This is a genomic window from Streptomyces macrolidinus (assembly GCF_023887685.1).
Classification (GTDB): Bacteria; Actinomycetota; Actinomycetes; order Streptomycetales; family Streptomycetaceae; genus Streptomyces; species Streptomyces macrolidinus.
This window is the reverse complement of the sequence record NZ_JAMWMR010000013.1, coordinates 141,975-162,282: the sequence shown is the minus strand read 5'-3', so window position 1 is coordinate 162,282 and position 20,308 is coordinate 141,975. Positions and strand designations below refer to the sequence as shown.

Sequence of the window (20,308 nt, the reverse complement as noted above, 5' to 3'; positions counted from 1 at the left end):
CCGTCACGCACCACATCCAGCAGCGACCACTCCACATGGGGCGCCAACGCATCGGCGCACTCGACCATCCGCTGCCGGAACACCTCCGAGGACTCCAGCAACTCCCGCGCCATCCCCACCCACTGCGACCCCTGCCCAGGGAACACGAACACCGTCCGCGCATCCCCCACAGCAGTGCCCGTCACCCCCGTACCGGACGCCAACTCCTCCACCCTGGCCAGCAGTTGAGGCCGCGTGCCCACCACCACCGCGCGATGGGCATGCCGGGCCCGGGTCACAGCAAGCGAGTACCCCACATCAACCGCACGCGCCCGCTCAACACCCGCATCCAGCAGACGCCGCGCCTGCTCCCGCAACGCATCCACACTCTTCGCCGACAACAGCCAAGGCACGGGAACACCTGGATCATCGACCCGCTCCCCCACCGACTCCGACCCCGGCGCCTCCTCCAACACCACATGCGCGTTCGTGCCACTCACGCCGAAGGCCGACACACCCACCCGGCGCGGCCGATCGGCACTCGGCCAAGGGGTCGGCTCGGTCAACAGGCGGACGTTCCCCGCGGACCAGTCCACATGTCGGGAGGGGGCGTCGATGTGCAGGGACATCGGGAGCAGTTCGTTCCGCAGGGCCAGCACCATCTTGATCACGCCACCGACCCCGGCGGCGGCCTGGGCGTGGCCGATGTTGGACTTCAACGAGCCCAGCCACAGCGGACGTTCGGCAGGCCGGTCCTGACCGTACGTGGCCAGCAACGCCTGCGCCTCGATGGGGTCACCGAGCGTGGTACCGGTGCCATGCGCCTCCACCGCGTCCACCTCGCCGGGCACCAACCCCGCGTTCGCCAACGCCTGCCGGATCACCCGCTGCTGCGACGGACCATTCGGCGCCGTCAGCCCGTTCGACGCACCGTCCTGATTCACCGCACTGCCCCGCACCACGGCCAACACCGGATGCCCAAGCCGCCGCGCATCCGACAGCCGCTCCAGCAGCAGCATCCCGGCACCTTCGGCCAGACCGAAGCCGTCGGCCGCGTCCGCGAACGCCTTGCAGCGGCCGTCGGGGGCCAGTGCGCCCTGCCTGCTGAACTCCACGAACATGCCCAGCGTCGGCATCACCGTCACACCACCGGCCAGTGCCAGCGTGCACTCACCGTTGCGCAGCGACTGCACGGCCAGGTGCAGGGCCACCAGGGAGGACGAGCAGGCCGTGTCCACGGTGACGGCCGCGCCTTCGAGCCCCAGGGCGTAGGCGAGGCGGCCGGACGCGACACTGCCGGTGTTGCCGGTGAGCAGGTGGCCGCCGACCTCCGACTCCTCGTGCAGCCGGGGGCCGTAGTCCATGGTCATCGCGCCGATGAAGGCGCTGGTCCGGCTGGATCGCAGGGTCGTCACATCGATGCCGGCCCGCTCGAACGTCTCCCAGGTGACCTCAAGCAGCAGCCGCTGCTGCGGGTCCATCGCCAGGGCCTCTCGCGGCGAGATGCCGAAGAACTCGGCGTCGAACTGGTCGGCTTCCGGGAGGAATCCGGCCTCCCGCTGGTAGTAGCGTCCGGGTCCGACCGGCTGCGGCTCGTATGTTCCTGCGGTGTTCCAGCCGCGGTTGTCGGGGAACGGGGACACCGCGTCGGTGCCCTCGGCCAGTAACTTCCACAGATTCTCGGGACTGTTGGCGCTGCCGGGGAAGCGGCAGCCCATCGCCACGATCGCCACCGGTTCACCGGGGTCCAGCCGGTCCGCGCCGTACTCGCTCTCGCTCTCGGCGCCGCCTCGCAGTCGTACGAGGAGGAAGTCCGCCAGCGCCTCGGGCGTCGGATAGTCGAACACGGCCGTGGCGGGCAGCGTCAGTCCAGTCGCGGCGGCGATGCGGTTGCGCAGTTCCACCGCCATGACCGAGTCGAACCCGACGTCCGCAAACGGGCGTTGGGGGTTGGTCGGCGCGGACGCTCCCAGTACGGCGCTTGCCTCGCGGCCCACCAGCCGCAGCAACGTGGCCCGTTGCTCCACCGGCGACTGGCCGGTGAACCGTTCGGTCGCGTCATCCGGTACGGCTTCGGTGTCGGTGTCGTCCGCCGCGTCGGCGCGCAGGTCCTCTGGCAACTCTCCGCCGTCACCGGCGACTTCGCCGTCATCCGCGACTTCGCCGAGCACCGCCGCCCAGTCCGGGAGCACACCATGGACGCACAGCTCCCCGAGAGAGAGCAGCATCCGTTCCGGCCCGCCCTGGTCTCGGCGCAGGGAGCCGGTGACCAGCGCCTCGGCGCCGTGCTCCTGGACGGTCTCCTGCATCGCCGAGGTCAGTACGGTGTGCGGGCTGACCTCCAGCAGCACGCCGTAGCCGTCGTCCAGCAGGGCGCGGGTGGCCTGGTGGAACCTCACCTCGCCGCGCAGATTGCGGCACCAGTACTCGGCGTCCAGCGGGGTGTCCCGGAGGAGACCGCCGGTCAGCGCCGAGTAGTAGGGAAGACGAGGGCTCCGGGGTCGTACGAAAGCGAGGTCGGCGCGCATGCGCGGGACGATTTCGTCGATGTGCGAGGAGTGGGCGGCCAGGCCGACGGCGATCCTTCGGGCGTGCAGGCCCGCCTCGGCCAGTTCCGCGAGCAACTCTCCAGCCGCGTCCGCGTCCCCTGACACGATCACCGAACCGGGGCCGTTGACGGCGGCGACGACCAGGCGCCCGGCCCAGCGGTCCAGATGCGGCCGGAGCTGGTCGCGGGAGGCCATCACCGAGACCATCTCGCCTCGTCCGGCGAGGGTGGCCTGCGCCTGGCTCCATCGGGAGACCACGAGGGCGGCGTCGTCCAGGCCGAGCGCGTCGGCGACCACGGCGGCGGTGATCTCGCCGACGCTGTGTCCCAGCACCGCGCCGGGCCGCACACCGTAGGACTCCCACAGCGCGGCCAGGGACACCGTCACGGCGAACAGCGCGGGCTGTACGACGTCGGCCCGCTCCAGCTCCGGGGCGTCGGGGGCACCGCGCAGCACATCGGGCAGCGACCAGTCGACGAACGGCTCCAGCGCCTGCGCGCACTCGTCCATGCGTTGGCGGAACACCGGTGAGGACGCGAGGAGTTCGCCGGCCATGGCGGGCCACTGCGAGCCCTGGCCGGGGAAGACGAACGCGACCTCACCTCCTCGGCCGCCCCCTGTCAGCAGTCCGGCCGTACCGCTGCCGTCGGCCAGTGCCCTCAGTCGCTCCAGGAAGCCCTCGCGGTCCTCGGCGACGAGGGCGGCACGGCGTCCCTCCTCGGGCCGCAGCGCGGCCAGTGCGTGGCCGATGTCCGCCGGACTCCAGTGTGCGCGGCCCGCCAGGTGGGTGTGCAGGCGTCGGGCCTGGGCGGCCAGTGCTGCTCCGCTGCGGGCGGACAGCAGCCAGAGCGCCGGGGTGCGCACACCGGTTCCATACGCCATCGTGCCTCACGAATCCTTCCGGACGTGTCTGACCATCTGTCGGTGCCATCAGTCGGTGTCATAGGCGCGGGAATCGGGAATGTGCCGGTGCCCCCCTGCCCGTCACATGCTTCCGCGCCGGTATAGCGCCGCGATATCGCATGACGCGACACGGCTTCCGCGTTACCTGCGTCTGACCAGCGGTGGTCTCCCCGGCAACGACCCGCGGTCGGCCGACGCCCGGACAGGGGCACCGACCGACCGCCGACTCCCGTACGAGCCGATCCCGTACGAGCCCGCTCAGTAGAGGCCTTCGGGAGCCGAACTCGTCTCCTGCAGCGGGCGGACGTTGGCGACTCCGTCGCACGGCCAGTGTTCGGTGCGGAGCCGCACCGCCTGGTCGCGCTCGAGGATGTTGGGGAGGAACAGGTCCTCGTGGAGCACCGTGAGCCGTACCTGCCCCACCGTTCCGTAGTCGACCGGGGTGGTCCAGTCGTCCTTGCGGACCACCGCCATGGTCACCTGGGGGTAGTTGGGGACGTACCCGATCAGCCCGGCATCCGGCGCCACGGGCAGGCTCGCCGCGTTACCGAAGGTGTTGCCGTAGCTGATGCCGCAGATGCCGCCGCCGAGCGACTCCCGGAAGGTGTGGTACATCGCGGGGGTGATCTGTGTTCCGCTCAGCCGGACGCCTTCGAGCCCGGCCACCAGCTCGGGGTGGCGCTGGCGGAGCGCCTGGAACAGTGCCGGTGTGGTGTTGAGGTAGCTGACGCGGCCCGGTCCCAGTACGTCCGCGATCTGTTCGAGCAGGTGTGTGGTGTAGTCGCCGACCTCCGCGAGCCGTCCGGCGCGGATCAGCCGCTTCACCCAGCGGGGGTCCATGTCGATGGCGTACACCTGGCCTGCGAACAGTTCGGCCGCCTCCCAGACCCCGTTGCCGATCAGGTGCGGTCCGGTGGGCGTCGCCTGGAGCCAGGAACGGCCTTCCTGGAATCCCTCGGTGACGAAGGACCAGCGCCGCCAGAGCCCCCGGTGCCGCACCATGTCCGGGGTGTAGAAGACCCGGCAGGGCGTCCCGGTGGTGCCGCCGCTCTCCCAGACCCGGCCGGCCAGCGGGCGCGGGACGGCCCGTGGGACGAGGTCGCCGGGATCACCGGTCCGCAGTGTGTCCAGCGTGAAGGGCCCGAGTTCGGTCAGCTCCTCGTACCGGGTGATGTCCCGTGGGTCGAAGGGGAGTTCGGCGGCCCGTCGGAGCCAGTACGGGCTGCCGGTCTCGGGGTGGAAGTGGCGCTGGACCACCCTGCGGCACCAGTGGTCGAGGTCGGTGGCGAGCCACTCCTCGATCTGGGCGTCCCGTGCGACGGCGGGCAGGCCCGGTGCGACGGTCATCGCGTGGCCGGTGGGGTGGTGAGGTCGATGCCCAGCTCGTAGGCGGTGGTGACGGCCTGTTCGATGTGCTCGGGCTTGTCGACGTGGACCACCGGGAACGGGAAGTCGAGTATGCCCTCGGGTATGGACGGGCCCATGACGAAGGCGAGGTCGACGCCCTGTCCCTTCATCCCGGTGTAGACGTCCACCAGGCTGATCGGGTCGGTGGCGTTGCGATGGAACAGGTCGCGGACGTCGTCCGCCGAGGCGAGCGCCCGCTGCTCCAGGCAGGAGAGGAGCGGGAGTCGGGGGGTGGCGAACGTCATGGCATCGATGTGCGGCGCCATGAAGTCGCGGTACGGCTGACGGAGCGGCGAGTGGACGGCGATCAGCCGGTCCGGGAGCGGGACGACCGTGCCGGGAGGGGCCGCGGCGGCGACCTGTTCGAGGGCCGCGGCGAGGCCGGACAGCATGAGGATGCGCTGGGACCCATCGCTCGTGACGCCGAAGTCGCCGGAGGGGTGGATGTCGGGGTGCCCATGGCCGGGGTGGTCCGTCTCGGGCGCCCCGGCGGGGACGAAGGCCAGGGCGATCCCCTGGCGCGGGGCGTCGGGCGCAGGCTCCGGGACGTGCCGGCTGTGGACCAGCATCCGGAACAGCTCCTCGCGGCTCACCGCGCCGACGAGGGCGGCGGCCGTCATCGCGCCCAGGCTCAACCCGCCGATCGCGTCGGGGCGCAGCCCCTGTTCGGCGAAGATGTCGTGGACGGCCATGGCGAGCGCGGCCTCCCGCACGGTGCCCGTGCTCTGGCGTTCCTCCAGCGCGGTGGGCAGCTCCTCCTCCAGGATCTGGCCGACCGTGAGGCCGGTCCACCCCGAGACCTGGTCGTACAGGTCCCGCATCACGGGGTAGGCCTTGTAGAGCTCGACGCCGTGCGGCTCGGTGCCCACGCCGCCGCCGAGCAGATAACCCAGAGTCATATACGTCTCCAGAGAGCGAACCGGAGTGGATGGGCTCCGGTTTGGGAATTCAATTCGAACTGCGCTTGATGCCGGTCGGCGGCTCGACCATACTCCGGGAAATGGGCGGACAGCCAGGGGGTGTCTCGTGTTCCGGAGAAGAGGGCGAGAGTCGCGGGCGGCGCTATCGAGACGATATGCGGCTGCTGGACAATGCCTGCAGCGGGCGACACGTATTTCAGCCGAGCGACCCGAACGACCTGAGCAACCCGAGTAACCCGAGCAACTCGAACGACCCGAACGATATTCACGGAGCGATAGAGGAATGCCATGGCGCTTGACCGCCGCGGCGGGGAATCGAACGGTGTCCGTACGGTGGGGTGCGAGGTCCCCGAAGCGCGGTACGGCGTCCGTGCGGTGCGGCCGGCACCGACCCCGGCACCGGCCGCACCCGTTCCGTCAGGCCGGGACCGCGCCCGCCGGGACGCGCGGCACGTCCAGTTGCCGTGCGCACTCGTCCAGCGCGTCGACGAACTCCCTTACGTCGTCGGGGTGGTGCACCGCGCCGGGTGCGATGCGGAGGATCTCCTCACCCGCCCGGACGCTCGGCGCGTTGATCGCCTGGACGTAGCTGCCGTGCCGGGTCAACAGCAGGTCGGACGCCTTCCGGCAGAGGCTCTCGTCACCCACGAGAACGGACACGATATGAGACTCGTCCGAGAGGACGGGCAGCCCGCGCTCCTTGAGCAGTCGGTGCATCAACTCCGCGTTCGCCCGCAGCCTGTTCCGCTCCGTCTCGGAGTCGCGCAGATGCCGGACGGCCGCGAGGCCGCCCGCCGCGACCGCCGGCGGCAGTGCGGTGGTGAAGATGAAGGAGCGGGAGAAGCTGCGCACGGCCTCGATCAGCGTGGCGGGGCCCGCGATGTAGCCGCCGACGGAACCGAAGCCCTTGGCCAGCGTCCCCATGATGACGGTGAACTCGTCGGCCAGGCCCAGGTCGGCGGCGATTCCGGCCCCTTGCGGTCCGTACATGCCGACCGCGTGCACCTCGTCGAGGAAGGTCATGGCGCCGTACCGCCTGGCGACGTCGGCGATCCGTGCCAGCGGTGCGACGTCGCCCACCATCGAGTGGACGGACTCCAGGACCACCAGCTTCGGCCGGTCCGGGTCGGCGGCGGCGAGCAACTCCTCGAGGTGGTCGGCGTCGTTGTGGCGGAAGATCCGCTTCTCGGCGCCGCTGCGCCGGAGTCCGTCGATGATCGACGCGTGGTTCGACGCGTCGGAGAAGGCGAGACAGTCGGGTATGTGACCGGCGAGAACAGACAGGGAGCCGTCGTTGGCGGCGTAGCCCGAACTGAAGAGCAGCGCCTCCTCCTTGCCGTGCAGGTCCGCCAACTCCCGTTCGAGCAGGACGTGGTAGCGGTTGGTGCCGCCGATGTTCCGGGAGCCTCCCGAGCCCGCGCCGTACTCGTCGATGCTGCGCTTCATCGCCGCCAGCACGCTCGGGTGCTGCCCCATGCCGAGGTAGTCGTTGCTGCACCAGACGCTGATCTCGGCGGCCTCGCCGTCCCGATGGCTACGGGCGGCCGGGAACCGCCCGGCGACCCGCTCGATCTCAAGGAAATCCCGCTTGCTGCCAGCCGCTTCGAATTCAGCCATGTGTTGGCTGAATAACTCAAGGTAAGGATTCATGACGTCCGCTCGCTTTCCGGCCGTCAAGGCGATGGAAGAGTAATCGCCGGACGGCGCACACGAAATGCCAGGGTCACATTCAACGCCCTACCGTACACATTCCACAATGCCCTGCCAAGCGCTCGATGGGAGACCACGGATGTCCGCGTGCGACACGTATGTTCAGCAAATCCTCGAGGTGATTTCCGCCGACCCGGAGAAGACGGTGCTGTCCTGGCGTGACACATCGTTGAGCGCGGCGGAGTTCACGCATTCCGTCCGCTCCGCGGCGCATGCGCTGCACCGGCACACGGACGGCGGGGAGGCGCCCGTCGTCGCCGTACTGACCACCACCAACACACCCGCCACCCTGCTTCTCCGGTATGCGGCCAACCTCGCGGGCGCGACCGTGGTCCATCTCCACACGACCAACGCGGTCGATCCCGGTGACCGGCTCACCGCCGACGCCGAGTTGCGGATCCTGAAGGAGACCGACGCGACGGTGCTCGCGGTCGACGCGGACCATCTCGCCGTCGCCCGTCGGCTCCGTGACCGTATGCCCACCCCGCTCGTCCTCGCGGGCCTCGGCCCCCTCGGCCCCGACGTCCTCGACCTCACCACGGGCGACGCCGCCGCCTTCGACCCTTCCGGGATCGAGGTCGACCCGGACCGGACCGCCGTGGTCACCTACACCAGCGGCACCACGGGCAGGCCGAAGGGGATCGCCGTAGACTTCCGCACCCGTGGCTGGTTCATCTCCGCCGGGCTCAAGACCGGCTACCGGGCGGCCTATCTCGCCACCCTGCCGATGAGCCATTCGAGCGGCGCGACCACCGACGACTCGCTCGCCTCGGGCGGCACGGTGTTCCTGCACGACGGCTTCGAGCCGGGCGCGGTGCTGAGCGCCGTCGAACACCACGGGATCTCGCGGCTGTTGATCTCGCCGCCCCAGCTCTACCAGTTGCTCGACCACCCGCGACTGAGCACCACCGACCTGTCGAGCCTCCGGATGCTCTGCTACACGGGCTGCCCCGCCTCCCCGGAGCGGCTGGCCGAGGCGGTCAAGGTCTTCGGCGCGGCGCTCATCCAGGTGTACGGCACCAGTGAGGCGGGCGCCGTCACCATCCTGATGCCGCCCGAGCACGCCGATGCGGAGCTGCGCCGCACGGCGGGCCGCCCGCTGCTCGGCGAGGTCCGGATCATCGGGCAGGACGGCGAAGTCGAGCTGCCCGCCGGGGAGATCGGCGAGATCTGTGTGCGCTCGCCGCTGGCGATGCGCGGGTATGTGGCCGACCCCGAACTCACCGCCCGTACGCTGCGGGACGGTTGGCTGCACACGGGCGACCTCGGCCGCTTCGACGACCGCGGCTATCTCCACATCCATGGCCGCATGGCCGACGTGATCAAGGCCAATGGGATCAAGGTCCATCCGACGGCGGTCGAGAACGCGCTCCTCACCCACGAAGACGTCGTCCAGGCCGCGGTGTTCGGCACACCGGACGAGGACCGCGTCGAGCACATCCACGCCACGGTGGTCCTGCGGGACGGCGCCACGGCCACCGCCGCCGGGCTGCGCGAGCATGTCGCCGCCGCGCTCACCCCGAACCACGCCCCGGCCAGGATCGACATCCGCGCCGAACTGCCGCTCACCGGTATCGGCAAGCCGGACCGGGCGCGACTGGCGGCGGACGCGCGAAAGGGCTAGGCCGACATGTCTCTTTCGGTAGCCGCGATACTCGCCGAGTCCGCGCTGCGGCGGCCGGAGCACCCGGCGATCGTCTTCGACTCCCGGCGGTTCTCCTACCGCACGTTGTGGGACGGTGCCCGGCGCTACGCGGCGGTCCTGCGCCGACACGGGATCGGACCCGGGGACCGGGTGGCGCTCCTGCTGCCCAACACCCCGCAGTTCCCGATGGTGTACTTCGGCGCGCTAGCGCTCGGCGCGGTCACGGTGCCGGTGCACGGCCTGCTGCGGGCCGACGAGATCGGCTACGTACTCAAGGACTCCGAGGCGAAGGCGCTGATCTGCGCGGCACCGCTCCTCGACGAGGGCGCGAAGGCCGCCGAGGCCGTCGGCACACCGTTGTTCACCGTGACGGGCGAGCACAGCACCGGGGTGCGGCTCGACCGGCTCGCCGAACAGGCCGCCCCCATCGCGCACTTCGTCCCCCGCGATCCGGGGGACGTCGCGGTCGTCCTCTACACCTCAGGCACCACCGGCCGTCCCAAGGGGGCGATGCTCACCCACCTCAACATCGTGATGAACGTCGACACCTCGATGCTGTCGCCCTTCGACTTCCGGCCCGACGACGTCCTGCTCGGCTGTCTGCCGCTGTTCCACAGCTTCGGCCAGATATGCGGGATGAGCACCTGCTTCCGGGCCGGTGCGACCATGGCGCTGATGGAGCGGTTCGACGCGGCGCGGGCGCTCGACCTGATGGTCCGGGAGAACTGCACGCTGCTGATGGGCGTTCCGACGATGCTGCTCGCCCTGCTCGCCGAGGCCCGCACCGACCCGCGGCGCCCCCCGCTCGACCGGGTGTTCTCGGGCGGCTCCGCACTGCCGGTACGGGTGCTCGAGGAGTTCCAGGAGACGTTCGGCTGCACCATCTACGAGGGGTACGGGCTGACCGAGACCTCTCCGACGGTGGCGTACAACCAACGGGCCTGGCCCTGCCGCCCCGGCACGGTGGGCCGGCCGATCTGGGGCGTCACGGCGGAGATCGCACGGGCCGAGGTCGAGGGCCGTATCGAACTGCTCGGCCCCGGCGAAGTGGGCGAGATCGTCATCCGGGGCCACAACGTGATGGCGGGCTATCTCAACCGGCCCCAGGCCACCGCCGAGGTGATCGTGGACGGCTGGTTCCGCTCCGGCGATCTCGGCGTCAAGGACGCCGAGGGCTATCTCACCATCGTGGACCGCAAGAAGGACATCGTGCTGCGCGGCGGATACAACGTGTACCCGCGCGAGGTGGAGGAGGTCCTGCTGGGGCATCCGGCGATCGCCCAGGTCGCCGTCATCGGAGTCCCCCACGAACGCCACGGCGAGGAGGTGTGCGCCGTGGTGGTGCCACGCCCCGGCACGACGCCCGGCCCCGCGCTCTCCCGGCAACTCGTCGTCTGGGCCCGGGAACGGATGGGCGGCCACAAGTACCCGCGCCGGGTCGAGTTCGTGGACGCCTTCCCTCTCGGCCCGAGCGGCAAGGTGCTCAAACGGGAACTGGTCCGGCGCTTCTCCGACGCGGCCTGAGCCGGGTGGTGGCGCCTCCTCGGGGGGGCGCCACCACCCGGACTCACGGCCTCTTGCGGACCAGGGTGATGCCGTCGGCCATCACCAGGAGCGACAGCTCCACTCGCTCGTCGTCCCGCAGCCGCGCGTTCAACTCGCGTACGGCTACGGTGTCCTGGTCGGCGGCGTCCGGGTCGACGACCCGGCCGAAGTACAGCGTGTTGTCCACCACGATCAGCCCGCCGGGCCGCACGAGGCCGAGCGAACGCTCGTAGTACGACAAGTAGTTGGCCTTGTCGGCGTCGATGAAGACGAAGTCGAAGCATTCCGGGCCGCGTTCGGCCAGGAGGGCGTCCAGCGTCTCCGTCCCGTCCCCGATCCGCAGCGTGATCCGGTCCGCGACCCCGGCGCGCTTCCAGTACTCGGCGCCGATCGACGGCCAGCGGTCCGTCAGGTCGCAGGTGACCAACTCGCCGTCGGTGGGCAGCGCTCGGGCCATGCACAGGGTGCTGTACCCGGTGAAGGTGCCTATCTCCAGCACCGAGCGGGCGCCCGTGAGACCGATCAGCAGCGCGAGGAGTTGCCCCTCCTCCGCCATCACCTGCATCGCCTCGCCCGCCGGCAGCTCGGCGGTCTCCCGGCGAAGCTCCGCCAGGAGCGGTTCGTCACGGAGCGACACCGCCCGTACGTACTCCAAGAGCTGTTCGGTGGCCGCCACTTGCTGCGCCATGCGCTTCTCCTTCATGGGTCGACGTGCTCGGGGGTACGTACGGATTCACTGCGCGCCCGAGAGCAGGGCCCGGATCCCCGGCGACGGCTCGGCCGCCGCCCGCTCCTTCGCGTACGAGCGCTGCAGACGGTCGAGGTGGAAGCAACCGACCCGGTCGGCGTGGAGCAGGTGGACGTCGGCGAGTGCCTCGAGCACCTTCTCCGCCTCGGCGGCCGAGCAGCCGAACAGACCGGCCGCGCGGACCCGGTCGGTCTCGTCGACGCCGACCTCGCCGAGCAGCCGGAACGCCGCAGCCGGGTCGGTGCCGCCCGTGGCCCGGTCGCTCAGGCCGCGGTATCCGGCGTCCAGGCTGGTGCGGACCGCGAGATCGCCGATGCGTAACTCGTCGAGCAGCTGCGGCGATTCGACCAGCAGGCGGGCCAGCCGGGCGAGGTCCCAGTGCGGGCGCCCCAGATAGCGGGCCCCGGCGATCCGGATCGCCAGCGGCAGCCCGGCGCAGTGTTCCACCACCTCGCGGGCGGCCCGGGGTTCGGCCTCGACCCGCGGGTGTCCGATGATCGACCCCAGCAGTTCCAGGGCCGCGCGCCGCGCCAACGGCGCCAGGGTGATGGTGCGGGCGCCGTCCAGGTCACCCAGCCGCTCCCGGCTGGTGACGATCAGCCGGCTGCCGCCGCCTCCGGGGATGAGCGGCCGGACCTGGGCGGCGCTGACCGCGTCGTCCAGCAGTACCAGGATGCGGCGGTCGGCGGTCAACGAGCGGTAGAGCAGGGCGGCTTGTTCCTCGTCGGCGGGTATGCGCTCGGGCGGCACACCGAGTCCGGCCAGGAACCGGCCGAGTACGCGGCCGGGTTCCGACGGAGCGTCGGAGCCGCCGAGTCGGGCGTAGAGCTGGCCGTCCTCGAAGTGGCCGCGGACGGCATGGGCGGCATGCACCGCCAAGGTGCTCTTGCCGGTGCCGCCCCCGCCGGTGACGACCACCACACCGGACAGCTCGCTCGATGCCCGGTCGGTCGTCAACCAGCCGTTCAGGAAGCTCAGTTCGATGTCACGCCCGGCCGGTTCGACCATCTGGGCGGGCAGTTGGGCCGGGCGGACCCGGACGGGGTGCTGTTCCTCGGGCGCCGGACCGGCCCCGCGCACGGTCACGGGCGGTGGGGTGGCGACGACGGTGTCCATCACGGAAGCGCCGGGCGGCAGCGGATCGTCCGCGGCCAGAATCCGCCGCTGCATCTCGCGCAGGTCCGAGCAGGGTTCGGCACCCAACTGGTCGATGAGGAGCGTCCGGGCGCGCTGGAAGACGGCCAGCGCCTCGGACTGCCGACCGGCCCGGAAGAGTGCCAGCATGAGCCTGCCCACCAAGGCCTCGCGCAGTGGCTGTTCACGCACCGCCCGCCACAGTTCGGGGATGATCTCGGCGTGCCGCCCCAGGGCGAGATCGAGGTCCAGCCGGGATTCGAGGGTCTGCAGCCGGAGTTCCTTCAGATACTGGCCCTCGACCTCGCGCAGGGTGTGCGAGGGGATGTCGAGCAGGGGCTCGTCCCGCCAGAGGCCGAGCGCCGCGCTCAGCTCGGCGGAGGCCCGGTCGAACGCGCCGGCCTCCACATGCCGGGCGGCCCGCTCGCGGTGGGCGGTGAAGCTGCCGAGGTCGCTCTGGTGCTCGTCCAGCTTCATGAGATAGCCCGAAGCGCGGGTCTCGATGGCGCCGCCGGCCTGCTTCCCCAGGAGTCTGCGCAGCCGCATGACGTAGGTGCGGACGGTGGCCACCGCGCTGGGCGGCGGGCAGTCGTCCCACACGAAGGCGGAGATCCGGTCGACGGACACCACCTGGTTGGCCTTGAGCAACAACGTCGCCAGGACTACCCGCTGCCGGGGCGCGGGTATCTCGAGCTCGATCCCGTCCGATCGTACGGACAGCGGCCCGAGCATCATGAACTTCACGGCGTCCTCGATTTCCCGCACAGCGGCGCTTGGGTCTGCGGTTCAGTGGTGCGGCGGTCGGGCGACCCCTGGCCGACCCGCTACGTAGTGACCGAGCGGTAGGTGTCCCCCCACCTCTGCGCTACCAGATCGACACGCTCGGCAATTTAGAGTGCGCGATCGATCCGCCACAACCACTTCCGAAGCAACCCCGCAGAGAGCGCGGTAAATCGGCCAATGTACGACTGGTTCCGCTCCACACGGTTTATCAGCCAGCAGAAGTGGGTGGATTCACTCCAAATCGTTTCTCTCCCACAGGGGAAGGCAGCAAACACCTGATGGACGACACATCCGAGGGACACCGGTGGCTCCGGCGCTTCCAATCGTCGGACACCCCGACGGTGCGGCTGGTGTGCTTCCCGCACGCCGGGGGCGCGGCGAGCTACTTCCTGCCGGTCGCGCGGGCACTCGCTCCGGAGGTGGATGTCCTGGCCGTGCAGTACCCCGGCCGCCAGGACCGCCGGAACGAACCGGGGATCGGTGACCTCACCGTGCTCGCCGACCGCAGCACCCACGCCCTGAGGGGTGAACTGGACCGCCCGGTGGCCCTCTTCGGGCACAGTATGGGCGCGTTGGTGGCCTACGAGGTGGCCCGTCGCCTCACGCGGACGTCCCCGAGCCAGCCCGTACACCTGTTCGTCTCCGGCCGCCGCGCCCCCACCCGGCACCGCGTGGAAGACGTACACCTGCGGGGCGACGACGCCATCATCGAGGAGCTGCAGTCCCTCGGCGGCACCGACCCGCAGATGCTCGCCGACCCCGAGCTGCGGGAGATGATCCTCGGCGCGCTGCGCAGCGACTACCGGGCCGTGGAGACCTACCGGCACGTACCCGGCGAACGGCTGCCCTGCCCGGTGACCGCACTGACCGGCGACCACGACCCGAAGACGACGGTGGCCGAGGCACGCGCCTGGCAGGAACAGGCCCCGGAGGACGGCTTCTCCCTGCACGTCCTGCCCGGCGACCACTTCTTCCTGGCGCCGCGGGCCACCGAGGTCGTGGCCCTGCTCCGCGAACACCTCCTGACAGCGCCCGACGCCCTCGCGCCTGCGCGTCAGTAGCAGGTCTGCCGCTGTCTCCGCCTAGATGCCGACGGCTTCCAGCAGATGGTGCAGGTCGTGGGCGGCTTCGGCGAGCGAGAGGGTCGCGGCGGCGAGGGTGACCGCGGTCGCGGCGGCGAGGAAGGGGTGGAGGCGGAGGGGCGGCGCGAGGAGGGCGGCGACACGGCGGGGCACGGGGCCGACACCGGCCGACGAGGTGCGGCGGCCGAGGATGCCCAGGGCGGCGCTCGGGGTCCGGGCGGCGGCGGGGCGGGTGACGAGTGCGGCCTTGCCGACGGTGCGGGCGACGCGGGTGCGGTCGCCGGTGGCGGTGGCCGCGCTCTCGTCGGCCCACCGTTCGATGGTGTAGGTGACGGCGGTGGCCAGCGGGCGGAGCAAGGGGTTGGCGGCGGCGCCCAACTGCGCGAGGGCGACGAAGGCATAGTGATGAGCGGTCAGATGGGTGCGCTCATGCGCGAGCAGGATGTCGTGCTCGGTCCTGTCCAGGGCGCGCAGCATGCCGGTGGAGATGACGACGCGGCCGGGCCGGCCGGGGATCGCGAAGGCGTCGGGAGCCTCGTCGTCGATCACGACCAGGCCGTCTTGCGCGGGCATGCAGGCCGCTTCCAGGGCTGCGGCTGCCAGGGTGCGGGCGCGACGCCAGAACATACGGACGGCCATGAGGACGGCGACACCGCCCAGCAGCCCGGCGATCAGTGCCACGGGCAGTTGCGTGGGGTCGTCACGCTGCGCGGTGCCCGCCGACCAGTGGCCGAGCACGGCCAACTCCCGGATACGGAGCAGCCCCGTGACGGCCAGCAGGCCGAGCGAGATCGTGCCGGCCGTGCCCAGCACGAACGCCGAGGCGGTGAGCAGCCAGGTGGCCAGGCGGGGTTCACACCGCTCCGACAGCAGGCGCGCGCCGAGCGGGGCGAGCAGGGACAGCAGCAGCGGGAGATAGACGGCGATGCGCATGAGAGGCGGCGTCTCCCTACTGGTCGGGGCCGAGCAGGTGGCGCAGCAGGTCCGCGTCGGCGGCGGACAGGCCGTCGGCGAAGCGGGCGAGGACGGCCTGGCGGTCGGACCGCTCCTCCAGGACGGAGCGCATACGGCGGGCGGCGAAGCCGGGGTCGTCCGTCACGGGGGTGTAGGCGTAGGCCCGGCCGCGTCGGGTTCGCGTGAGCAGCCCCTTGGTGTGCATGCGCGTGAGGATCGTCACCACGCTGCTGTAGGTCAGTCCGCCGAGGAGTTCGGTGACCTCACCGGGGGTCAGCGCGCTGTCCGCCTTGTGCAGCAGGTCCAGGATCTCGGCCTCGCGTGCGCCATTGGGTCGCTTGGGGCCGGTGTCCGTCGTGTGGGCACCCATGTGGTTTGGCGTTCCTTCCCTCATCTTTTACAGTCGTGTAGAACTTCGACACTGGTGTAAAAGCTGATGTCTCCCAAGTGTGCCATGCGTCCGCGCCCGGGCAGGACTCTGCCCTCGCGGTGCGCGACCGGAAAGGACCCCGCGGTGCCTCTGGCTCTCGATCCGCTGATCGGCTTCTCCCTGCCCGGCGACCGGGAGTCCGCCGTATGAAGATCACGTTCCTGATCCACAACGTGTACGGGATCGGCGGCACCATCCGGACCACGCTCAATCTCGCCGCCGCGCTCGCCGACCGGCACGAGCTGACCGTCGTGTCGATGCTGCGCCACCGTGCTCGCCCTCGGTTCGCCATCGACCCGCGGGTGACGGTCGTACCCCTGGTCGACCTGCGCGACCACAGCGCCGACGCGGCCGACCCGCTGCTGCACCAGCCTGCCGAGGTCTTCCCCACCGCCGAGAAGCGGTACGCGCAGTACAGCCGTCTCACCGACCTGCGCGCCGAGGACTACCTGCGGACCTGCGACGCGGACGTCGTCATCGGCACCCGCCCGGGTGTCAACGTGTACCTGGCCCGCTTCGCCTCGCCCCGGGCGCTGCGCGTCGCCCAGGAGCACCTCACCCACGACACCCACTCCAAGAAGCTGCGCGCCCAACTCGCCCACCACTACCGCGACCTGGACGCCGTGGTCACCACCACGCGGGCCGACGCCGCCGTCTACCAGGCGAAGATGCGGCTGCCCGGAGTATCGGTCCTGGCCGTCCCCAACAGCGTGCCCGACCCCGGCCCGTCGCCCGCCGACGGCCGCGCCCATGTCATCGCCGCGGCCGGGCGACTGGTACGCGCCAAGCGGTTCGACCTGCTCATCGAGGCGTTCACCGATGTCGCGGCCCAGCACCCCGACTGGTCCTTGCGTATCTACGGCGCGGGCACGGACAAGGAGCGGCTCCAGCGCCTGATCGACGACCAGGGCCTGGGCGGCCGGGCGGCCCTGATGGGCGTGGTCTCCCCGATCGAGGCCGAGTTCGCGAAGGCGTCGATCGTCGCTTCCGCCTCCGATGCCGAGTCCTTCGGGATGACCCTGGTCGAGGCGATGCGCTGCGGCACGCCGGTGGTCGCCACCGACTGTCCGCTCGGCCCCGCCGAGATCGTCGACGACGGTGTCGACGGTCGCCTGGTCCCCACGGGCGACCGGCAGGCGCTGGCCGCCGCGCTGTGCGACCTGATCGCGGACGAGCCGGGCCGCCGCCGGATGGGCGAAGCCGCCCGCGACGCCGCCCGCCGCTTCGACCCGGCCCCCGTCGCCCACGCCTACGAGGACCTGTTCGCCGAACTCGCCGCCTCCCGCCACGCGCGGGCCTGGCAGCGCCGCAAGTCCCACTGGCGCGGCCGGGCGGGCCGGGCCCTTCGCGGCCTGCGCCGCCGATACGAGTCGGTGACCTGGGCTTGAAGTCCGGGCCGGAGCCTCAGCCGTTGGTCAGGGTGCGGTCGAGAAGGGGCAGCAGGCGGTCCCAATGACGCTGCAGGGCGGCGGGGTTGAAGGCGTCGGTGTCGGACATGGTGAAGCCGTGGACGGTGCCGGGGTAGATCTCGGAGGTGTAGCCGACACCCGCCGCGTCCAGGGCCTGGTTCAGCTCACCGAGTGCCTCCGGCGTCAAGTCGGTCTCGGCGTGGCCGAAGTGGACCTCGGCGGTGATCTCGGCGAGGCGGTCGGGTCCGTCGACGCCCACCGGTGCGTGGAACGCGGCGAGGGCGGCCACCTGGCCTGGGTGGGCCGCGGCGGTGCGCGTCGCCAGGAGGCCGCCGATGCAGTAGCCGGTCACCGCGACCGGTCCGGCGCTGACTTCGGGCTGCGCGGTGAGAAACCTGAGATACGCGTCGGCGTCGCTCAGGGCACGTTCCTCGGTGTGTGCCTCGATCATGGGCATCAGCCGGGCGAAGACCGCGAGCCGGGCCTCTTCACCGATGTACGCGGGAAGCTCGATCAGCGGTGCGGGACCATGCCGGTAGAAGAGGTTGGGGACGACCACGTAGTATCCGTGCTCGGCCAGTTCGCGGGCCATCTCCCGAAGTACGGGCCGGATCCCGAAGCCGTCCGCGTACATCAGCACCCCCGGGTGCCGCCCGCCGCCGTCGGGGAAGGCGGCGAACGCGTCGGCCCGGCCGTCCGCGGTGGGAATCCGCAACGTCTTGATGGGCATGAACTCTCCTGTCGTGGTTGACATGTCGATCCTGTGGTCAACACGACGGAGGCGGAGCCCGCGCGGCGGCGCGAGATCCTCGATCCGACAGCGGGCCGACACGGGCCCGTACGGCGCTCAGAAGAGCACCGGGTCACCGATCCGTGTGTGGCGCGACGCCGTCCCGGTAGTCATGGCCACAGAACATACTCCAGCCTCCGTCCAAGGCCCAAGCGGTGGTCCATGGCCCTGTCTCGACCTGCACGAACAAGAAGGAGTTCTCGAATCATGCGGCGGTACGTTCTCACCGGCACGCCGGGCGCGGGCAAGACGTCGATCCTGCGCTGCCTGGCCGAACTCGGGTACGGGGTCGTCGAGGAGGCGGCATCGGCGGTCATCGCACGACGGCAGGCGCTGGGCGAGGACGAGCCGTGGACACGGGCGTCCTTCATCGACGAGATCGTCGCTCTGCAACGGCAACGGCAGTTGGAAGCCACCGGATCTGTGCAGGTGTTCGACCGGTCGCCGGTCTGCACCCATGCCCTCGCCACCTACTTGGGACGGCCGGTGTCCCCGGCGCTGACCGCGGAGCTCGAACGGATCAGCTCGGAAGGGGTGTACGAGCGCCACGTGCTCTTCGTCCGCAATCTGGGCTTCTGCGAGCCGACCGCGGCCCGGCGGATCAGCTTCCAGGACTCACTGGCGTTCGAGAAGATCCACGAAGAGAGCTACCGCGCGTTCGGCTACGAGCTCATCGACATCCCCGCCGCCGACCTGAACCACCGCGTCGCCACGGTGAGTTCACTGATCTCGGACGCGCCGCCTCAGGCACCTGCGGGGTGAGCCGCCTCGCCCGACGGGTTCGCGCACCGATGTCAGATTCGCTCGAACGGCTCCGCGTACGTGAAGACGCCCCGTAGCGCGGGGTCGTGGGCGGTCAGCGTACGGACCTGGAAGTACTCGCCCCACGAAGGGTCCGGTGCGGTGATGCCGTAGTGGGTGCTGGTGCGGAAGCCGTAACGGCCGTAGTACGCCGGGCTGCCGAGCAGGGCGACGAAGGGCTCGCCCAGGGCGTCCGCCGCGCCGAGCACGGTGTGCACAAGGGCGAGGCCGACACCGCGGCGCTGGTGGTCAGGGTGCACACTGAGCGGGCCGAGGCCCAGGGCCGGGGCCGTGCCGACATGGCCGCGGGTGCAGACCACATGGCCCACGACCTCGTCCTTGCCGCTGAGGGCCACGAACGACAGCTCCGGCAACCAGCCGTCGCAGGTGCGCAGTTCGTCGAGGAGGGTCGCCTCCACCGGGACCGGGGTCTCCGGCTTCGCGAAGGCCGCCGCGGTGACGGCGCGTACGGCGGGGGCATCGGCAGGCGTTTCGCGTCGGATCAGCACCGGCACAGTCTGGGCCCCGAGTCGCGGTGCGGCAAAGGGATTCCGGGTACGCCAGGCCGTGAACTGCGGGATCGCCCGCCCCGCCTTCCGACCGAATGCTCTTGTCCGGTCCGGGTGTTGCCATTGCCTGGGCAAGGGGCGCATGTGGGGAGGGCTCGTTTGCCCTCCGTGCTTCCCCCGTGCGCCTTTCCCTTGTGGCGACAGAGGTGGACCCTGTCCCTCCAGTCGGTACACCGAGGCGGTGATCCCCATGACATCAAGCAACGGCGACGACTCCACAGCGCCCCCTGAGCCCGACTCCCAACTGTCCGAGCCCGACGCACAACTGTCTGAGCCCGAGCCACAACCGCCCGCAGGCAGATGGCGGCGTTGGCACAACAGCGCGACGGTACTGGCCTGCGTCGTGGCAGTCGTCAGCGCCGTGGTGGCTGCCGTCGTGACCCCGCTCGGAGATCACATAGTGAACGCCTTCCTCCACGACCCGACCTGTCCGGGTGAAGCCTGCGACGGGAAGAGCCCGCAGAGTCAGGGGTGTTACGAGGACGCCCGCACCTTCAAGCCCGCCGTCGCCAACCCCGCTGTCCTTCAACTCCGGTACAGCAAGGAATGCCAGGCGGTATGGGCGCGGATCGAGCGGGGAAGCCCGGGAGATCTCGTGACGGCAGAGGTCACGGGCGGAGCCAGGCGCACGGCCGAGATCGAGTACGGGGACGATCAGTTCACCAGCATGGTGCGTGTGGGCGACGGCGAGTTCCATGCCACCGCCTGTGCGATCCCCGGCGCCGGTGGTGAGAGCACGTACGAGCGCTACTGCATCCACGCGACCGAGGCGACCGCCTGGCGGTGACGGCACGGGGTCGAAGGATGCCGTAGATGCCGTAGATCCCGTAGAGATGCCACGAACGCCGTTGTCCAGGCCTTGTTTGTAAGGCCCCGCCCCGCCGACACCGAACAACGCGACCAGGCTAGACACCTCCCAGGACCGGACAGCAGGACGGCGGCGGAGGGAG

16 protein-coding genes are annotated in these 20,308 nt (G+C 70.8%); 6 read left to right on the top strand and 10 right to left on the bottom strand.

The genetic code is table 11. The features are described from left to right. From NGF19_RS16855 to hemA, 4 genes are all read right to left on the bottom strand, one after another. Nucleotides 1–3,410 (bottom strand): type I polyketide synthase (locus NGF19_RS16855; protein ID WP_252425751.1); only part of this gene is annotated, 3,410 nt, incomplete at its 3' end. Nucleotides 3,411–3,689: 279 nt separating this feature from the next. Next, complete coding sequence (locus NGF19_RS16850) at nucleotides 3,690–4,778, bottom strand: arylcarboxylate reductase (RefSeq protein WP_252425750.1); 1,089 nt, start codon at nucleotides 4,776–4,778, stop codon at nucleotides 3,690–3,692. Continuing rightward, on the bottom strand, nucleotides 4,775–5,737 hold the full coding sequence (locus tag NGF19_RS16845; RefSeq protein WP_252425749.1) for an ACP S-malonyltransferase: 963 nt from the start codon (nucleotides 5,735–5,737) through the stop codon (nucleotides 4,775–4,777). The genes NGF19_RS16850 and NGF19_RS16845 overlap by 4 nt, the downstream gene beginning before the upstream one ends. Before the next feature lie 438 nt (nucleotides 5,738–6,175). Next, on the bottom strand, nucleotides 6,176–7,408 hold the full coding sequence (gene hemA / locus NGF19_RS16840; protein WP_252425748.1) for a 5-aminolevulinate synthase: 1,233 nt from the start codon (nucleotides 7,406–7,408) through the stop codon (nucleotides 6,176–6,178). 178 nt (nucleotides 7,409–7,586) lie between these two features. On the opposite strand from hemA, the gene NGF19_RS16835 reads away from it, so the two are divergent. Then, nucleotides 7,587–9,092 (top strand): AMP-binding protein, encoded by a 1,506-nt coding sequence (locus NGF19_RS16835; RefSeq protein ID WP_308288495.1) that lies wholly within the window; start codon nucleotides 7,587–7,589, stop codon nucleotides 9,090–9,092. A gap of 6 nt (nucleotides 9,093–9,098) precedes the next feature. Further along, nucleotides 9,099–10,637, top strand: coding sequence for a long-chain-fatty-acid--CoA ligase (locus NGF19_RS16830; RefSeq protein WP_252425746.1), 1,539 nt, complete (start codon nucleotides 9,099–9,101; stop codon nucleotides 10,635–10,637). 43 nt (nucleotides 10,638–10,680) lie between these two features. Here NGF19_RS16830 and NGF19_RS16825 read toward each other — a convergent pair whose 3' ends face one another. Next, nucleotides 10,681–11,346, bottom strand: coding sequence for an O-methyltransferase (locus NGF19_RS16825; RefSeq protein WP_252425745.1), 666 nt, complete (start codon nucleotides 11,344–11,346; stop codon nucleotides 10,681–10,683). A 45-nt stretch (nucleotides 11,347–11,391) separates the two neighbouring features. Beyond that, nucleotides 11,392–13,275: an AfsR/SARP family transcriptional regulator gene (locus tag NGF19_RS16820; RefSeq protein WP_252425759.1), complete on the bottom strand. Its 1,884-nt coding sequence runs from the start codon at nucleotides 13,273–13,275 to the stop codon at nucleotides 11,392–11,394. Between the two features lie 326 nt (nucleotides 13,276–13,601). On the opposite strand from NGF19_RS16820, the gene NGF19_RS16815 reads away from it, so the two are divergent. After that, complete coding sequence (locus tag NGF19_RS16815; protein ID WP_252425744.1) at nucleotides 13,602–14,384, top strand: thioesterase II family protein; 783 nt, start codon at nucleotides 13,602–13,604, stop codon at nucleotides 14,382–14,384. Nucleotides 14,385–14,405: 21 nt separating this feature from the next. Here the strand turns inward: NGF19_RS16815 and NGF19_RS16810 are convergent, their stop codons facing one another. Both NGF19_RS16810 and NGF19_RS16805 read right to left on the bottom strand, forming a co-directional pair. Beyond that, on the bottom strand, nucleotides 14,406–15,338 hold the full coding sequence (locus tag NGF19_RS16810) for a M56 family metallopeptidase (RefSeq protein WP_252425743.1): 933 nt from the start codon (nucleotides 15,336–15,338) through the stop codon (nucleotides 14,406–14,408). Between the two features lie 16 nt (nucleotides 15,339–15,354). Next, the gene (locus NGF19_RS16805) at nucleotides 15,355–15,729 is read right to left on the bottom strand and encodes a BlaI/MecI/CopY family transcriptional regulator (RefSeq protein WP_252425742.1); all 375 of its coding nucleotides are present in this window, start codon (nucleotides 15,727–15,729) and stop codon (nucleotides 15,355–15,357) included. 206 nt (nucleotides 15,730–15,935) lie between these two features. Between NGF19_RS16805 and NGF19_RS16800 the strand changes: the two genes are divergently transcribed. Beyond that, a complete protein-coding gene (locus tag NGF19_RS16800; RefSeq protein ID WP_252425741.1) occupies nucleotides 15,936–17,177 on the top strand; it encodes a glycosyltransferase family 4 protein in 1,242 nt (413 codons plus the stop codon). A 16-nt stretch (nucleotides 17,178–17,193) separates the two neighbouring features. On the opposite strand, the gene NGF19_RS16795 is transcribed toward NGF19_RS16800, so the two are convergent. Continuing rightward, nucleotides 17,194–17,928: a dienelactone hydrolase family protein gene (locus NGF19_RS16795; protein WP_252425740.1), complete on the bottom strand. Its 735-nt coding sequence runs from the start codon at nucleotides 17,926–17,928 to the stop codon at nucleotides 17,194–17,196. Between the two features lie 267 nt (nucleotides 17,929–18,195). Here NGF19_RS16795 and NGF19_RS16790 point away from each other — a divergent pair, with 267 nt between their 5' ends. Then, nucleotides 18,196–18,750: an ATP/GTP-binding protein gene (locus tag NGF19_RS16790; RefSeq protein WP_252425739.1), complete on the top strand. Its 555-nt coding sequence runs from the start codon at nucleotides 18,196–18,198 to the stop codon at nucleotides 18,748–18,750. Nucleotides 18,751–18,782: 32 nt separating this feature from the next. Here NGF19_RS16790 and NGF19_RS16785 read toward each other — a convergent pair whose 3' ends face one another. Further along, the gene (locus NGF19_RS16785) at nucleotides 18,783–19,298 is read right to left on the bottom strand and encodes a GNAT family N-acetyltransferase (protein ID WP_252425738.1); all 516 of its coding nucleotides are present in this window, start codon (nucleotides 19,296–19,298) and stop codon (nucleotides 18,783–18,785) included. Nucleotides 19,299–19,701: 403 nt separating this feature from the next. On the opposite strand from NGF19_RS16785, the gene NGF19_RS16780 reads away from it, so the two are divergent. Then, nucleotides 19,702–20,145 (top strand): DUF2690 domain-containing protein, encoded by a 444-nt coding sequence (locus tag NGF19_RS16780; RefSeq protein ID WP_252425737.1) that lies wholly within the window; start codon nucleotides 19,702–19,704, stop codon nucleotides 20,143–20,145. The last annotated feature ends 163 nt before the right edge of the window (nucleotides 20,146–20,308 follow it).

Bases quoted from the DNA above. Each gene is read 5' to 3' on its own strand.
- NGF19_RS16850 (WP_252425750.1), bottom strand. From the start codon at position 4,778: ATGACCGTCGCACCGGGCCTGCCCGCCGTCGCACGGGACGCCCAGATC.
- NGF19_RS16845 (WP_252425749.1), bottom strand. From the start codon at position 5,737: ATGACTCTGGGTTATCTGCTCGGCGGCGGCGTGGGCACCGAGCCGCAC.
- hemA (WP_252425748.1), bottom strand. From the start codon at position 7,408: ATGAATCCTTACCTTGAGTTATTCAGCCAACACATGGCTGAATTCGAA.
- NGF19_RS16830 (WP_252425746.1), top strand. From the start codon at position 9,099: ATGTCTCTTTCGGTAGCCGCGATACTCGCCGAGTCCGCGCTGCGGCGG.
- NGF19_RS16825 (WP_252425745.1), bottom strand. From the start codon at position 11,346: ATGGCGCAGCAAGTGGCGGCCACCGAACAGCTCTTGGAGTACGTACGG.
- NGF19_RS16820 (WP_252425759.1), bottom strand. From the start codon at position 13,275: ATGATGCTCGGGCCGCTGTCCGTACGATCGGACGGGATCGAGCTCGAG.
- NGF19_RS16815 (WP_252425744.1), top strand. From the start codon at position 13,602: ATGGACGACACATCCGAGGGACACCGGTGGCTCCGGCGCTTCCAATCG.
- NGF19_RS16810 (WP_252425743.1), bottom strand. From the start codon at position 15,338: ATGCGCATCGCCGTCTATCTCCCGCTGCTGCTGTCCCTGCTCGCCCCG.
- NGF19_RS16805 (WP_252425742.1), bottom strand. From the start codon at position 15,729: ATGGGTGCCCACACGACGGACACCGGCCCCAAGCGACCCAATGGCGCA.
- NGF19_RS16800 (WP_252425741.1), top strand. From the start codon at position 15,936: ATGAAGATCACGTTCCTGATCCACAACGTGTACGGGATCGGCGGCACC.
- NGF19_RS16795 (WP_252425740.1), bottom strand. From the start codon at position 17,928: ATGCCCATCAAGACGTTGCGGATTCCCACCGCGGACGGCCGGGCCGAC.
- NGF19_RS16790 (WP_252425739.1), top strand. From the start codon at position 18,196: ATGCGGCGGTACGTTCTCACCGGCACGCCGGGCGCGGGCAAGACGTCG.